Here is a 15758-nt window from a genome sequence, read left to right on the forward strand (position 1 = left end):
GCCGGCTTAGTCGATGGCGTCTTCGCCAGCCTGTCCGACCGATTTGATATCTTCGCCCAGACCTTTGACAGTGTTGCAGGCCGTTGCAGTCAAAGCCAACGAGCCAGCTGCGATGGTGATCAGTGCTTTACGGATCATGAGGGGGTCCTTTCTGATGCCCGTGTATTCATCATCACATGTCTAGAGCCAGAAAGCTCAAGCGCGTTTGTTTTGTGCGAGAGCCCGTTCTCTAAATGCGATGAGCACCCCGGCGCCGATGATCAACGGTGCGCCCAGCCATAATGTGCTGGGCGGTGTGCGATCAAACACACTCCACCCGTAATACATCGCCCAAAGGAGGCTGGTGTAATCGATGAGCAGAACCACAGCCGCCGATCCGAAACGCAAGGAGGAGGTGAGCAGTATTTGGGCCGCCGCGCCGCTCAGCGCCATCGCGATGATGATCAACCAGGTCTCGCCGCTATGCGCTTTCGCTACGAAAGGCATGGCGAGCAGGACAACGGGCGTCGAGAGTAAGGTGAACCAGAAGATGATCGACCACGGGCTTTCGGTCTTATTGAGGTCCTGCACCTGAAAGCTGATCAAAGCGACCATAGCGGCAGCGATCAAGGCGATCACAACGCCAATCAGGCTAATCTCGTCGCCACCGCTTCCTGGCTGCATAATGACCAGAACCCCGCAAAAGCCGACCAAGACCGCCGCCGAGCGGTAAAGCCCGACCTTTTCTCCAAACATCGTCACGGCGATGACCACGGCAAAGAACGGGGCGGTGTAAGAGAGGGTCGTCGCCTCGGCCAAAGGGAGCAACAGCACTGCGCCATAGACAAAGAACATGCCCGTGCCGCCGGTTATCGCTCGACCCGCATGGCTCTTGATCCGTTTGGTGCGCAGTGTCGCCAGATGCCCGAAAAGGGCGAGACCGGCAGTAATCAGAACGAGTGTAATCAGCTGCCTCCAGAAGATCATCTCGACCAAATGAACGCCGCGCTCTCCTGCCAGCTTTACCAGCATCGCCATGGTCGCAAAGACCACGGCTGTGAGCAGCCGCAATCCAATGGCGAGCATGGGGCGGGGGCGGGCGACGGAACCGTCCATGCGAGGCGCTTGGCGTAGGCGAGGGGATTGCGCAAGCGCGCGGGCACACTAAATCGCGTGGGCCATGGACATCATCAACCAGATCCTGCTTTCAAGCGACGCCGCGATCATGGCGCTGATCGGCGCAGCCTTTTTGGTGCTTGCAGGGTTTTGCTCACTCATGGACCGGCGTCGCAACAAGACGCGCTCGGTTGAGCGATTGGAAAACGTCGGCTGGGTCCCGTGGACCAGCCTTTTCGTGGGTTTCATGATTATCGGCGGCGGGTGCCTTGCGATGAGTCTACCCGTCGTTATCAGCAATCTTTAGAGGCAAGCCTCGAGATACGCTTGGTCGAACCCGAATTGGCGCGCTTTTTCAAGCGTGTAGGGGCGCAGACCAGAGGCGCGGAACTCACCGATGATCTTGCCGTCTTCGCTCTCGTCGAGATATTCGAACTTGAACAGGTTCTGGGTCACGATCACATCGCCTTCCATCCCGATCACCTCGGTGATGTCGGTCGTGCGACGTGAACCGTCGCGCAGACGTTTAACCTGAACGATGATGTCGACAGACTCGGCAATCTGGGTCGAAATCGCCTGTTTCGGAATCTTGATGTCGCCCATCAGGATCATGTTTTCCATACGGCCAAGGCATTCGCGCGGGCTGTTGGCGTGAAGCGTACACATCGAACCATCGTGGCCCGTGTTCATAGCGGCGAGAAGGTCGAAACATTCTGCACCACGAATCTCACCTAGGATGATCCGGTCAGGACGCATACGCAGGGCGTTCTTCACGAGGTCACCGATGGTGATCGCGCCTTGCCCTTCAAGGTTAGGCGGACGCGTTTCAAGCGGCAGCCAGTGCGGCTGTTGCAGACGAAGTTCGGCGGCGTCCTCAATGGTCAGCACGCGCTCACCCGGGTCGATCATTTTCGACAGGGCGTTGAGCATGGTCGTTTTACCCGAACCCGTACCGCCAGAGATAACGATGTTCATGCGGCATGCGCCCGCGATTTTCAGCGCGGTGCACATTTTCTCTGACATCGAACCGAATTCCTTGAGCATGTCCAAGGTGATCGGTTTCTCGGAGAACTTACGAATGGAGATTGCGGTGCCGCGCAGCGAAAGCGGCGGAACGATGACGTTCACACGTGAGCCGTCTTTCAAGCGGGCGTCAGCAAGCGGCGTGGTCTGGTCAACACGGCGGCCGACTTGGTTCACGATGCGCTGTGCAATCTGGAAAAGGTGCTGTTCGTCGCGGAACCGGATCGGTGCGATAACCAGCTTACCCTTTTTCTCGATGTAGGTCTGGTCTGGGCCGTTGACCATGATGTCGGACACGTCCGGATCGTTCAGCAGCTCTTCAAGCGGACCGAAGCCCAACAATTCGTCGATGAGAACTTTTTCGAGAGCAAACTGCTCGCGGCGGTTCAGCGTGACTTTGAGCTCGGCCAGAACTTCAAGGATGATCGGACGGAATTCTTCCGACAGCTCTTCCTTCGAAAGCGTCGCAGCAGCTTCAGGGTCAACGCGTTCGAGCAGGCGCGGCAGCACCTGTTCTTTGATCTTGTGGACGCTGGCTTCGAAGCCGCCCGATTCACTGCCAGCTTCGGCAACCGCGTTGGCGCGCTCGGCAAGACGGTCCATGGCATCTGCAGTGGTTGCAGGGCGCTTGCTGGACGTTGCTTCGGGTTTGGGCTCGGGTTTCGGCTCTTCTTCGTCAGGCAGAGGTGGGAATTGCTCACCACCCGAAGGCTGCGCAGAGGAGCCACCGCCTTTCATAGGACGAGCGACGCCAAAGGCAGGTCGATTTGGCTTCATTCCGCCAGCTCCACCCTTCTTTCCGAATGCGCTCATTCTAGGCCCCCAGGACTACCATTTCTAAAACCCGCATGTTCGCAATCTGGCGAACGGTGCGTCTCGATGTTTGGTGAATATTCCGGAAACCTTATTTTTTTCCTAAATTTCGGGTAAAGAAAGTGCGCCTCACGCATCATTCGATGGAGAGGTGTCCTCCAATAGCGTGAAGATTGTCTCAATCGCGGCTTACGCATTTTGGCTTTTGCACAGACGCCTCGCACGCAATGCGCCGAATATCTGGCGCTGAGTAGCGTTCGAACGTATCGCTTCCATGGACATGAGCCGGAATATCATTGCCTTTGGAGCCTATGATACGCGCAAGCCTCGCGTGCGGCTGATGCTGGATGCGATCCGGCGTGCGGAAGCGCTGAGTTCCGAGATCCATATCGAGGGTTGGGAAAAAGTGGCGCAGACCAATGTGCCGTCAAAGCTTTCATTCCTGAAAGTTCTTCTGAAAATGCTCATCGCGTACCCCGGAGCATTGATCCGCTTGGCGCGCAGCGAAAAGGGCGCCGCAATCCTGCTGCCTTATCCGGGCGTGGTCGAAATTCTGGTTGTTGCACCGCTCGCCGCGCTGATGCGTCGCACAGTGATCCTCGATGCGTTTTTGCCCATCCATGATACTGTCGTGGTGGACCGCGGCTTTGCGAAGCGGGGTGGCCTAATCGCAGGCGCCATTCACCTGTTTGAGAAACTGGCGCTGCGCTGTGCGGATATCATCGTGGTCGATACCGACGCCCATGGTGAATACTTCTCCCAAGAATTCGGAATTCCAGCTGAACGATTTGAGACGGTTTTGGTCGGGGCAGAGGCCAATTTTGCTCCCGCCGCGGCATCCCAGGCCACCACCGATTTGCTGGCACCCGACGACAGCAAATCGGTTGTGCTGTTTTACGGCCAGCTGATCCCGCTTCATGGTCTGCCGACCATCCTTGAGGCGGCGAAGGTCTATTCCGGTCCACCAGCGCGATGGGTCGTGATCGGTAAGGGGCAACTTGAGCCTCTGATGCATGAGGCGACAGCCGGTGACGATAGTGCGATCGAGTGGATCGAATGGGTCGACTACGAGCGCCTTCCTTCGCTGATCGCGCGCGCGGATATTTGCCTTGGCGTATTCGGAGCATCGGACAAGGCTGCTCGTGTTATCCCGAACAAGCTGTTTCAGCAGTTGGCGGTGGGTAAGCCGGTTATCACGCGGGCAAGTCCCGCAGTTGATACGTTGGCAGCAAAGTTTCCAAACACCTTGCGCACCGTTCCTGCCGATGATCCTGACGCTCTGGCGGACGCGGTTGCGCAGGCTCTTTCCGACAAGAACGCGCTTGTGCCTATGCCCGAAAGCTCGCTTTCAGAGCTTAGCCCTGATGCGGGTGTGCGGGCGCTGTTGGCGCGGCTTGGGACTGACCGCTAGCTGCCACCGCGCCGAGGCCGAGGAGAAAGTCTGCGGCGGTTGTCACCACCCGAGAGATCAGCGCAATCGTGACTGCCTCTGCCAGTGGCATCTGCATGGCGAGCAGCGAGACAAGCACGCCTTCACGCGCGCCAAGCCCTGCAGGGGCGATGAAGAACAGAAAACCTGCGACCCATGCCAGCGCATAAAAGCCGATCCATTGCGGGATTTGCGCAAGCGAAACATCAATACCCAGCGCCTGCGCGATGAGCACCAACTGCACTCCGGAGAATATCCATGCGAACGCGGCGACTGCGCTTGATGCCAACAGTGTCGGCGCAGAGATCGGAAAATCGATGCGCGCAAGGCGGAGAAGGAAACCACGTGAGCGGGGCCAGATGAGCAGCGCACCCGCAGCTACCGTTGCGAGGCCGAACCACCAGGTCAGGCCCAGCAGGTCAAATGCTCCAGGAAGGATAGCCAGAGCCAATATCGCACCTGATCCCAATCCGATCAGAACCGCCAAGGCGAGACTTGAAACGGCGACTGTCCGCGACAGGCCAGCTTGCTTGGCCAGTTCCGCTGATGCGAGAAAGGACCACAGCGAACCCGGCAGATACTTGCCCAGCTGACCAGTGAAAAAGATGTGGGCCGAAGTCTTCCACGATGGCTTGGCCGGTGCATCATGCAGCAGCAAACGCCACGAAACGCCGGTCAGCACGATGTTGATCAACGAAAACACCAATGCCGCACCGACAAGGCCGAAGTCTGCGCGCGACAGTGCTTCACCAATCGCATCGGCATCGCGCGCAATGATGACTCCGGCGGCAGCAGCCACAGCGAGAAGGAATGACGCGCGCAGCACGCCTTTCCAGCGCCCTAACGAGCGCGGTTTGGTTGTGAGGGAAGGGCCCTCTTGCGTCATTTGGGAAGGTGAGCCCGCGCGACGAGGCCGACACCGCGACCAGGGAACACACGCTGCAACCATACCAGCGGACGCGTTGCGAAAGTGATCAGGGTTCCGAACAGGCCATGGTCCGGTTGGAGCAGGCGGCCCGAACCGGCAGTGCGCTCATCGAAATCCTTGTTCCGCTTTTCCGCTGCCAGACGGCGGCGCCCGATGAGATTGCGAGCTGCTTCGAGCAGGTTGCCTACCGGAAAGCCATAGGCTTCGACATGGACATCAACGAAGCCGGCTTCTTCCAAGCGCGCGCGGAGGTGTTCGGGATTATACCGACGGATATGACCCACCAGCTTGTCGAAAGGGCCATATCGATCGGCCCAGGCCGGCACACTGATCATGATTGTGCCGCCGGGCTTCAATTTGTCCTTCCATTCGCGAAGTGAACCCAAATCGTCTTCGATATGTTCAAGCACTTCGAACGCGCACAATGTGTCGAAGCTCTCGTCGTCAGGAAGCTCAAAACTCATGCAATTGTGCAGTTCGACCGCGTCGCCCAGATTTTTGCTCGCAACGGCGAAGCTTTGCGGGTCTGGTTCGACAGCAACCATGCGAGTGGCACGTCGTGCGATCCGCGCGGCCGCTCCGCCACGTCCGCAGCCCACTTCGAACACTGCGCCGGGGTTTTTGGGCAGAACTCGCCGCACTGTGTCCCAGCGTAAGGCGGCATTGGGCGGGAGCGGGGGCAGAGGGCGCTGTTCGCGTGCTGCCGGAAGCGGGTTGCTGTCCTTGGCGATGGCCTTAGCCATGACGTCCTCCATAGCTTCGTGTTTCATCAGAACCCTCTCCAGTACGGGCGCGCTGGCGGCGGGCCTTCGGGCATCTTTGCAATATCGGCCCAAATCAGGCCAGCGGCGTTGTCGGCTTCAAGGCGGATAACGCCGCGTGAGAGAGTGACAGTTTCGCCATCGGCGACAGCTTTACCATTGATCTGCAGCGCACCTTCTGCGGTGTAGTCACCGGGAACTCGCACGTTCCATTCGCGCGGTTTTGCGGCGTCAATCTGTGTTCCGGCAACATAAACCGGCCCCCAAACCTCGCGATAAGTCTCGCGCAAGGCGGCGATATCTTCCTCATGGAACAGCTGAGAGTTTTCCGTGCCTTTCATCACTGCCAGCAAGGACGCATTGCGTTCGGGGTCTACTGCAAGCAGCAGCGGTACGGCCTGCTTGGCCATAGCCTGCGCAAAATGCGGCTTGCCCGCGGCATGGTAGTTGCGAAAGCCCCAAACGGTCATGAAGAAGTTCGCCTTTTGGTGGCGCGGCAGGAAGCCGGGGAAGTCGAAATACGCTATTGGCTGCGGGAACATAGCGTTCACCGCTTGCTCAACGCTCCGCTGCCCGTCTTGCTTGGTCGTCCCGTCCACTGCCCAGATCATCGCGCCATTTCCTGCGAGCAGCAGCGCGGCAGGGAGGAGACCCCAGCGCTTGGCGACAGCGGGCATCGCTGCGGCGAGTGCCACGCAAACCGGTGGCAGGATGAAGGCGTAAAAATATGGATACGTGTTGGTGTATGTCAGCAGCCAGAATAGCGGTGAAACCAGTCCGATGATCGCGATGCGGGTCGCACGGTCCAGATCATCACCTTTGATCAAGGTCGAGACCAGCACTGACAGCAACAGCACGAACGGAATGGCCTTCAGTATCGCATTGGCCACGTAGACAAGGTTAGGCGAGATCCCGAACATCGTTGCGCTCGAATTCCCAACAACCGCAGCACCGGTGTCCGCCGCAGGCAGTGTGCCCGCGTGCCAAAAATACAGCACGCCAGCGACTGCCACTGCCAAAGCAGGGATCGCGATGATGCGCATTGCCCAAGCGATTGACCGCCCGCTTTCCGACCAGCGAAGCCAAGCAATCCCGGCGAAGGCAGGCGCGTAGAGCACCATCTTGATCGTTACCATGATCGCGATGCCCAGCGCAGTGGCGGCGGCGAAGATCGCCAGCGGCGAAAGCTTCGAGCGTGCAAGCACTGCCAGCGCGCTCATGCAAAGCATGGCGGCGAGTGGATCGGTGCGGAAGGCCGTGCCGTGCTGAACCACAAAACCAAATGTGAGGTATGCCAGCGCACAAACCAGCGCGCCGGGCAGAGACGTGAAGCGGCGTGCCGTCGCTATGATGGCTGCGCAGGTGCACAGCATCGCACCAAACATCACGAGCCGGCCGCGCACGATCTGGTCCACCGCGGAACGGTCGCTGTCGGCTAGCCATTGGAACAGCTGCACATGCAGCGTCTGGAGCGGCAAGGTTAGCTCACCGCGTGCAAACTGGTGCACCTGCGCGAGGAAATGGAATTCGTCCCAGTTGATTGTCCGGGTCAGCGCGAGGTGAAGATGCAATCCGAGCATGACCGCCACAAGCGCCATTAGCCAAACGGCTGCGCGTGAGCCATGCGCCGCGTCGTTGGGCGTAGTCGCGGCGTTTATGGTCGAGGCAGTCGCGGTGGTCATGGCGCTTAGGCGATACGGCGTGTAGGCGCGGTGTCTTCGACTGAATCGTCGTCGACAGCCATGACGTCATCGGCCTGCGCATCCAGCTTTTCTTCCAAACGGCGCAGTTTCAGCATTGAAGCTTCGAGCAGCTTGCGGTTGGTCGCGATGAGATCAGCCAGAATACCCAGCGTCGCGACAAGCACGCCAACCACGAGCAGGGCGCCGCCAATGACAAGCGACTGGATGTGGCCCGAGCCGTCGCCTTGGATGACAAACCAAAGGAACCGCGCGATCGGGATCAAGCCCAGAGTGGTCAGAACTGCGCCTAGCAGCGTAAATACGCGCAGCGCGTTGAAGGTGGTGTAAGCGCGCGTGATCGTCATGCCCTGCGACATGATGAAACGCGGGATCGACTTGAACAGGCGTGAGGGGCGTGTTGCGCTGTTGGTGCGGATCGGCACCGATTTGATCGCCAGACGCTTCCTGCCCGCTTGGATAAGCATGTCAGTGGTGTAGCTGAATTCGGTGGTGATATTGATCCGCTGCGCGGCATCACGCGTCATTGCGCGGAAGCCTGAAACCGCGTCTGTGATGTCGGTGGAAGATAGCTTGCGGACCACGGACGATCCGAGCCGTTGCAGGAGGCGCTTGAATGGCGAGAAATGTGCATTGTCGGCGACAGAGCGGTCTCCGATGACAATGTCCGCATCGCCAGCCACAACAGGGGCGACGATGGTGGCGATATCCTCACCCGCATATTGCCCGTCAGCATCGGTGTTGACGATGATGTCGGCGCCTTCGGCAAGGCAGCGGTCAATCCCATTGCGGAATGCCTCGGCCAGGCCACGATTGCGGCGGTGGCGCACGACATGGTGCACGCCCCAACGCGCGGCCACACCAGACGTATCGTCATGGCTGCCATCATCGATGATGAGATATTCGATGGTGTCGATTCCCGGCAGGCTGCGCGGCAGCTTGGCCAGTGTCTCGGGCAGAACTTCTGCCTCGTTCAGACACGGAATCTGGATAATCAGTTTAGTCATATGACGCGAAAAGCCCCCGGGATACGCGCTAAAAACACTGTGCTATCGGCGGTGCTACAGGGGCAGGATTAAGCAATCGTAAACCATGAAATCGCGCCGCTTGCCTTTTCGCCTGGCTTGGCCCACGGGGCGCCATGATCTCGTGCGATAGGCATCTGTAATGACACCGGTTGAACGCAGCGGGCTTGCCTATGCGGTGACGGGCTTCATCATCCTGTCGATTGGCGATGCGGTAATCAAAAGCATGGCGGGGGACTGGCCGGTCCACGCCGTTGCTGCGCTGCGCTTTTCGATTGGTGCGGTTGGCTTATCGATTTTGCTGCTGCGCAACGAAGGTCCGCGCGCGTTTGTGCCCCAAAAACCATGGCTGCAGGTGGCACGTGGATTTTGCCTTGCGGTCGCATCTTTAAGCTTCTTCTCGGGCATATACGTCATGCCACTGGCAGAGACTATGGCAATTGCGTTTATCTCGCCCGTGCTGACGCAGATATTTGCAGGAGTGATCCTGAAAGAGAAGGTTCGCCCTGCGGTCTGGGTTGTTTCAGCGTTGGCGTTGGTTGGGGTGATCATTATTTTGCGGCCCAACCTCGCGCTGTTTGGCTGGGCTGCGCTGTTTCCGCTCATTTCCGCTGTTTTCTTCGCCTTGTTGATGGTCGCCAACCGGGCGAGCGCGGGGCAAGGTAGCTCGCTTTCGATGCAGGTCTTTGTGGCAGCCATAAGCGCGCCGATCCTGATTATCTTTGCATCGCTGGCCAACGTTTCGGGTGTACCGGAGCTGGAGTTTGGTTGGCCGAGCTGGGACGTCGCTGCCCGCTGTGCGATTGTGGCGGTTACTGCCAGCACTGCGCATTGGCTCACCTATATTGGCACAGCGAGAGCCGGGGCCGCACAGGTGGCGCCCGCGATTTATGTTCAAATATTGGTTGCGGTTGTGCTGGGTTGGGCGGTGTTTGGTGATCGCCCGGACCTTTATACCTTTGTCGGCGCAGCTCTTATCGTTGCAGGCGGGCTGTATCTGTGGCGAGACGGGTTGCGGCGCGCGCAATAGCGTTTAGAGATCGCAGGGGATTCCTAAACGCGGTTTCAAGACAATATTCATCCCTTCCACTTTAGGGCGCTCGCATAGTTAATCGGGCGGATACCAACAGGGACATCACCTTTTATGTGCGGCATTATCGGCATTGTTGGCAAAGAGGCTGTAGCAGACCGTTTGGTCGATGGGCTGCGGCGCATGGAATATCGCGGATATGACAGCTCTGGCCTTTGCGTACTGAATGGTGGCGATTTGGTTCGTCGCCGGGCGGAAGGAAAGCTGCAGAACCTGATTGGGGCTCTGGATGTCGAGCCCGCCGAGGGTGTGATCGGTATCGCGCACACACGCTGGGCGACACACGGTGCGCCGACTGCCGCCAATGCCCACCCGCACGCCACGGGCGAAGTCGCCATCGTGCACAACGGGATTATCGAGAATTTCAAGGAATTGCGCGCCGAGCTTGCTGAGGAAGGCCGCTCTTTCGAGAGCGAGACAGACAGCGAAGTCGTCGCACATTTGATCTCAAGCCGTGTCGAAAAGGGCGACAGCCCTGAAGAAGCGGTTCGAACAGTTCTGCCGCGCCTGCGTGGCGCATTCGCGCTGGCCATCGCCTTCCGTTCGCATCCGGATATGCTGATCGGCGCGCGCCTAGGTTCGCCGCTGGTGATCGGCCACGGTGAGGGCGAGATGTTTTTCGGGTCCGATGCGCTTGCACTGGCCCCGCTGACCCAGCGTATCACTTATCTCGAAGAGGGTGATTGGGCGGTCATCCGCAACGACCGCGCGCAGATTTTTGACGCGGAAGGCCGGGAAACCTTCCGTCCGGTTCAGCCATCGGGCGCTTCGGCGGCAGCGGTGGAGAAGGGCAATTACCGCCACTTCATGCAGAAAGAGATTTTCGAGCAGCCGACCGTGGTTGCGCAAACGCTCGGCTCTTATCTGCGACGTGACGACAACTCGGTTGCTCTGCCGCAGTTCGACTTTGACCTGTCCGCGATCCGCCGCCTGACTATCGTCGCGTGCGGAACGTCTTACTACGCAGGTATGGTCGCGAAATACTGGTTTGAGCACTTCGCCCGCGTCCCTGTCGACATCGATGTGGCCTCCGAATTCCGCTATCGTGAACCGGTGCTCGAAGACGGCGGGCTCGCGCTGTTCATCTCCCAGAGTGGCGAGACAGCAGACACGCTTGCGGCGCTGCGTCACTGCAAAGCGAACGGTCAGGTCATCGGCGTTGTCGTTAACGTACCGACCAGTTCGATGGCGCGCGAGGCTGATCTCTTGTTGCCGACCCATGCTGGGCCCGAGATCGGCGTTGCCTCCACCAAAGCCTTCACCTGCCAGCTAGCCGTTCTGGCCGCTCTCGCCGCGCATATGGCGGTGAAGAAAGGCCTGATGACGCGCGAGGAAGAGACCGAAGTGGTCAAGCATCTGCTTGAAGCGCCCGCTGCTCTTAACGCTGCGCTCGATCATGATGATGACATTGCATCAATGGCCCACCTGATCGCGCCGGCGCGGGACGTCCTGTATCTTGGGCGTGGTCAGGACTATCCGCTGGCGCTCGAAGGCGCATTGAAGCTCAAAGAAATCAGTTACATTCACGCCGAAGGTTATGCTTCAGGTGAGATGAAGCACGGCCCGATCGCGCTGATCGATGATGATGTTCCTGTGGTGGTGATCGCACCGTCTGGCCCGCTGTTTGAGAAGACCGTGTCCAATATGGAAGAGGTCCGGGCACGCGGTGGTCAGGTCGTTCTAATCTCAGATGCAGACGGGATTGCGCAGGCAGGAGAAGGCTGCATTGCCACCATCGAAATGCCGGTCGTTCACCCACTGATCGCGCCGCTCGTTTATTCGATTCCGGTGCAACTGCTCGCCTATCATGTGGCGGTGGTAAAGGGCACCGATGTGGATCAGCCGCGCAACCTCGCCAAGTCCGTTACGGTCGAGTGAGCGAAACCGTCACTGTTACAGGCGGTTGCCACTGCGGCGCAGTGCGTTTTCGCGCCGAAGCGGACCAACGCCCGAAAATGCTTAACTGCAATTGCTCAATCTGCTCAGCAAGCGGGTATTTGCACCTGTTCATTCCGCATGAGCGTTTTGACCTGCTGAGCGGTCAGGACCAGCTGACATCTTACCGCTTCGGAAGTGGTGAAGCGGAGCATCTTTTTTGCAGGATTTGCGGCGTTAAGAGTTTCTATCAGCCCAAGTCGCATCCGGACTGCTGGAGCGTGCATCTAAGCTGTCTAGATGATGCTTCAGGTCTGAGCCCGCAAGTTACTGATTTCGATGGAAAGAATTGGGAAAGCGCAGCGGCGCAGATCAAACGCTAGATCCCAACGATTTTTCGCGAGAAATCGTGAAAAAGAGAATTGCTTTACCGTGTCATAACTTTTCGCCCGTAATCCGCCAGCGGTGACCAAGCAGATTCAGCCTTCTGCCGCTCAGCGTTCAAACAAGCTTTCAGCAATGGCATTGCTGGGCTTGCACGACCATGCCGACACGCAGGTCACACAATTTCATGCAGCCCAGCTATCGGAATTCGCGAAGCTAAGCTTTTACCGCGGATACGCCAACGCATTGATGGCGTTGCTGGTCATTCGTGTCTATTTTGACACAATATCAGTGTATTGGCTGGCCCTCTGGATGGGTGCAATCGTTGCTATCCACGTTCGCAGCATGATGTTTGATCGGGCATTCGAGGACGTCGAAGCGCGAAAGATCTCACGCAATGAGATTGTCAGGCAGGCAGCCACACAGTTCCTTTCTGGAGTAGCCTGGATGGTGCCCGCGCTGATGTTCGCGCCCTACGGTTCTTCGGCCGATCTCATAGCGCTATTGATTATCTTGGGTGCGCTCACGGCAGGCACAGTGTTCTTCTTCATCGGAGCCCCGCTTGGCGTTGTAGGCTTAATCGGCTGCATCGGTCTGTCGGTAGTTACGCATTTCCTCATTGTCGGGCTTTGGCTTCCGGCTGTTGCGACCGTCTTGTTTGGCGTCATTTGTTTCTTCGGGGTCATGGAGATCGCGCGGACCCATCTCGCTGCGCGGGTGGCGGAGCAAGGACGGGCTGACAAAGAGGAAGTCGTTTCTCTCTTATTGCGCGAGTTTGAAGAGAATGAGGCTGACTGGTTGTGGGAAATAGACGTTACTCGCCGTATCCGTAACGCCAGCCCGCGCTTCGCCTTCGCCTTGGCCTGCACACAGGATTCTGCCGAAGGTAAACCCCTTTTCGAGATGATCGCGGGAAAATCGTGGGGTGAGGGACAGTTCCCGGCAAGCCTCCACGAACTGGCCGAAAGCCTCAAGCGCCGCGAGAACTTCTCGAACCTGATCGTACAGGTCAAGATCAGGGGAGAGGAGCGCTGGTGGGAGCTTTCCGGCACACCCATGCGCAATGACGAAGGCAAATTTGTCGGTTTTCGCGGAGTGGGCTCAGACGTCACTGAGCAACGCGCGTCGACAGAGAAGATTGCATACCTCGCTCGCTTTGACACGCTGACAGCATTGCCCAACCGCTTGCAACTGACCGAAGCGCTGGGCGATGCACTTGCCTATGCTGAGCAATGGCGTTCGCGTTGTGCGCTTCTGATTTTGGACCTCGACCGCTTCAAATCGGTCAACGATTCCCTCGGTCACATGGTTGGGGATCAACTGCTCGCACAGGTTTCTTCGCGCTTGCAGAAACTGATGGGCGACAACGCCATTTGCGGCCGGCTTGGCGGTGATGAATTTGCGATTGTGATCCGCGAGGTCACTTCGAAAGACCTCGTGCAGCAGGTCGCTCTCGAGGTGATCGCCGCGTTGTCGGAACCATACACTGTCGACAACCACACGCTCTATGTCGGAGCCAGCGTAGGCTCGGCAGTTGGTCCGCGTGATGGTCAGACCGTCGAGGAATTGATGCGCAATGCTGACCTCGCGCTCTATCGTGCGAAGGATATCGGTGGCGGTGAGCACTGCCGGTTCGAGCAATTCCTCCATGTCTCAGCGGAAGAACGTCGCCAGCTGGAAGTGTCACTCCGCAAAGCTCTGGGTCGTGAAGAGCTTGAGCTGCACTACCAGCCAGTGGTTGATGCTCGCAGCGAGAACATCGTAAGTTTCGAAGCGCTGGTGCGGTGGAACAGTGCCGACCATGGATTTGTTAGTCCCGGAAAGTTCATCCCACTAGCTGAAGATACACGCCTGATTGTTCCGATTGGCAAATGGGTCATGCGCAAGGCTTGCATGGAAGCACGCAACTGGCCCGAGCATGTGAAAGTGAATGTCAATGTCTCGCCCGAGCAGCTGCTTGAGCCGCAATTCAATCAGGACGTGGTCGAAGCGTTGGCGGCTGCAGGCCTGCGCCCCGAACGGCTTGAGATCGAGGTAACAGAGAGCATCTTTGTCCGTGATGCGAGCATCGCGCGCGAAGCGCTAGAGCAGGTGATGGCATTGGGCTGTTCAGTGGCTCTGGATGATTTTGGCACCGGCTATTCGTCGCTCGGCTATCTTCGCAAGTTGCGCTTCTCGACCATCAAAGTCGACCGTACCTTTGTTCAAGGTGCTGCGCAGGGCAGTTCGGAAAGCCTCGCGATCATCAACGCAGTGGTCGCTATGGCCAACAGTATGAAAATGACCACCACGGCTGAAGGCGTGGAAAATGAAGAGGAAGCGGAGCTGATCCGCAATCTGGGCTGCGACAAAATCCAGGGCTACTATTTCGGTCGCCCCATGGTGAAAGAAGATGCGCGGCGGCTATTTAAGGCAAACAACCGGAAGTCAGCTTGACGGCCTCTTGCGCGGACTAGGCGTCTGCCAAGGCAGCAAAAGCACTTTCGAACAAGACCCGACCATCTGCGCCGCCCAATGAAGGGTGTGCAGTTGGCTCAATCGCCCGCTCGGGGTGCGGCATCATGCCCAACACATTGCCGGACCCGTTCAAAACACCCGCAATGTTTCGGCGCGATCCGTTGCAGTTCTCGGCATAGCGGAAGGCAATCTGCCCTTCGCCTTCCAGCGCATCCAGCGTTGCTTCATCGGCGAAATAGTTGCCGTCATGGTGAGCCACAGGAATGCGGATGTGATGTCCAGCGCTGTAGCCACGTGTGAAGACCGAAGCCGTGTTCGCAACCTCAAGCGTTACCGTGCGGCAAACAAAGGTCTGTTGAGCGTTGCGCATCAGCGCGCCCGGCAGAAGTCCGCTCTCGGTCAAAACCTGAAAGCCGTTGCATACACCAAGGACAGGAACGCCGCGCTCTGCTGCGGCGACAACTGCTTTCAAGACTGGGCTCTTCGCCGCCATTGCGCCGGAACGCAGATAATCGCCGTAAGAAAAACCGCCCGGCAATGCGATGAAATCGAGGTTGTCGGGAAGGTCGGCGTCACCATGCCAAACCCGAATGGCTGGTTGGCCTGAAACCGCTTCCAGAGCCACCGCCATGTCGCGATCGCAGTTGGAACCGGGGAATGTGATAACCGCCGCGCGGAAGCCCATCAGGCCGGCTCCTTCGCCGTATCGAGACGCTCAATCGCGAAGTCCTCGATCACCATATTGGCCAGCAGTTGTTCGCACATTTTGCGCAGAGCTTCGTCTGTGGTGCTTTCAGCCACGTCCAGCTCGATCATGCGGCCAACGCGCACATCTTCAACCCCGTCAAAGCCCAGTCCTTCCAATGCGTGGTGCACTGCGCGCCCTTGCGGATCGAGCACGCCGGGTTTCAGACGGACGAGAATGCGAACTTTCATGGATGATGGCTCCTTTGATGGCGGCGCTATAACGCGGGAATAGTCTTCGCGCACCCCATGGAAACGGGTTTTCCGCACGCCGGTGGCGTTTGTGAATATCGCTTTCAGACAAGTTGGCGCCGCGTCTAGACAATCGAAGCGAGCGTTCTATTGAGAATTCAAACGAAGCAAACCGGTCGGGGGGAGGCGTGAGTGGACGCCGCGTCACCGGTCGGAGCATTAAGGGGCTGACGGGAGGCGAC

General features: G+C 58.4%; 15 protein-coding genes. 6 read left to right on the forward strand and 9 right to left on the reverse strand.

The genetic code is table 11. The features are described from left to right. Positions 1-6: 6 nt before the first annotated feature. The gene (locus tag AC0V6K_RS11335) at positions 7-138 is read right to left on the reverse strand and encodes an entericidin A/B family lipoprotein (protein WP_472622299.1); all 132 of its coding nucleotides are present in this window, start codon (positions 136-138) and stop codon (positions 7-9) included. Positions 139-195: 57 nt separating this feature from the next. Beyond that, positions 196-1095: a DMT family transporter gene (locus tag AC0V6K_RS11340; protein WP_472622301.1), complete on the reverse strand. Its 900-nt coding sequence runs from the start codon at positions 1093-1095 to the stop codon at positions 196-198. A 64-nt stretch (positions 1096-1159) separates the two neighbouring features. On the opposite strand from AC0V6K_RS11340, the gene AC0V6K_RS11345 reads away from it, so the two are divergent. Continuing rightward, entirely contained in the window at positions 1160-1402 is a 243-nt protein-coding gene (locus AC0V6K_RS11345) for a hypothetical protein (RefSeq protein WP_472622303.1), read from the forward strand. On the opposite strand, the gene AC0V6K_RS11350 is transcribed toward AC0V6K_RS11345, so the two are convergent. Continuing rightward, the gene (locus AC0V6K_RS11350; protein WP_472622305.1) at positions 1399-2931 is read right to left on the reverse strand and encodes a TadA family conjugal transfer-associated ATPase; all 1533 of its coding nucleotides are present in this window, start codon (positions 2929-2931) and stop codon (positions 1399-1401) included. The two genes, AC0V6K_RS11345 and AC0V6K_RS11350, sit on opposite strands and share 4 nt — an antisense overlap. 280 nt (positions 2932-3211) lie before the next feature. Here AC0V6K_RS11350 and AC0V6K_RS11355 point away from each other — a divergent pair, with 280 nt between their 5' ends. Beyond that, positions 3212-4342 (forward strand): glycosyltransferase, encoded by a 1131-nt coding sequence (locus AC0V6K_RS11355; RefSeq protein ID WP_472622307.1) that lies wholly within the window; start codon positions 3212-3214, stop codon positions 4340-4342. Here AC0V6K_RS11355 and AC0V6K_RS11360 read toward each other — a convergent pair. From AC0V6K_RS11360 to AC0V6K_RS11375, 4 genes are read right to left on the reverse strand one after another with little or no spacing between them, the layout of a single operon-like run. Next, a complete protein-coding gene (locus AC0V6K_RS11360; protein WP_472622309.1) occupies positions 4287-5246 on the reverse strand; it encodes a lysylphosphatidylglycerol synthase transmembrane domain-containing protein in 960 nt (319 codons plus the stop codon). The two genes, AC0V6K_RS11355 and AC0V6K_RS11360, sit on opposite strands and share 56 nt — an antisense overlap. Then, the gene (locus tag AC0V6K_RS11365; protein ID WP_472622311.1) at positions 5243-6058 is read right to left on the reverse strand and encodes a class I SAM-dependent methyltransferase; all 816 of its coding nucleotides are present in this window, start codon (positions 6056-6058) and stop codon (positions 5243-5245) included. Before AC0V6K_RS11365 ends, AC0V6K_RS11360 begins: the two co-directional genes overlap by 4 nt. Further along, a complete protein-coding gene (locus tag AC0V6K_RS11370; protein ID WP_472622313.1) occupies positions 6058-7731 on the reverse strand; it encodes an ArnT family glycosyltransferase in 1674 nt (557 codons plus the stop codon). The genes AC0V6K_RS11365 and AC0V6K_RS11370 overlap by 1 nt, the downstream gene beginning before the upstream one ends. 5 nt (positions 7732-7736) lie before the next feature. After that, a complete protein-coding gene (locus AC0V6K_RS11375; protein WP_472622315.1) occupies positions 7737-8756 on the reverse strand; it encodes a glycosyltransferase family 2 protein in 1020 nt (339 codons plus the stop codon). 160 nt (positions 8757-8916) lie between these two features. Here AC0V6K_RS11375 and AC0V6K_RS11380 point away from each other — a divergent pair, with 160 nt between their 5' ends. The 4 genes from AC0V6K_RS11380 (at position 8917) to AC0V6K_RS11395 (ending at position 14559) form a co-directional block, all read left to right on the forward strand. Then, the gene (locus AC0V6K_RS11380; protein WP_472622317.1) at positions 8917-9804 is read left to right on the forward strand and encodes a DMT family transporter; all 888 of its coding nucleotides are present in this window, start codon (positions 8917-8919) and stop codon (positions 9802-9804) included. A gap of 114 nt (positions 9805-9918) precedes the next feature. Beyond that, positions 9919-11742 (forward strand): glutamine--fructose-6-phosphate transaminase (isomerizing), encoded by a 1824-nt coding sequence (gene glmS, locus AC0V6K_RS11385; RefSeq protein ID WP_472622319.1) that lies wholly within the window; start codon positions 9919-9921, stop codon positions 11740-11742. Then, positions 11739-12122, forward strand: coding sequence for a GFA family protein (locus AC0V6K_RS11390; RefSeq protein ID WP_486172638.1), 384 nt, complete (start codon positions 11739-11741; stop codon positions 12120-12122). The genes glmS and AC0V6K_RS11390 overlap by 4 nt, the downstream gene beginning before the upstream one ends. 136 nt (positions 12123-12258) lie before the next feature. Next, positions 12259-14559 (forward strand): putative bifunctional diguanylate cyclase/phosphodiesterase, encoded by a 2301-nt coding sequence (locus AC0V6K_RS11395; protein WP_472626131.1) that lies wholly within the window; start codon positions 12259-12261, stop codon positions 14557-14559. 16 nt (positions 14560-14575) lie between these two features. On the opposite strand, the gene purQ is transcribed toward AC0V6K_RS11395, so the two are convergent. After that, positions 14576-15265, reverse strand: coding sequence for a phosphoribosylformylglycinamidine synthase subunit PurQ (gene purQ, locus AC0V6K_RS11400; RefSeq protein ID WP_472622321.1), 690 nt, complete (start codon positions 15263-15265; stop codon positions 14576-14578). After that, complete coding sequence (gene purS, locus AC0V6K_RS11405) at positions 15265-15516, reverse strand: phosphoribosylformylglycinamidine synthase subunit PurS (RefSeq protein ID WP_472622323.1); 252 nt, start codon at positions 15514-15516, stop codon at positions 15265-15267. The genes purQ and purS overlap by 1 nt, the downstream gene beginning before the upstream one ends. Positions 15517-15758 lie beyond the last annotated feature (242 nt).

Source organism: Erythrobacter sp. S43 (assembly GCF_057364955.1).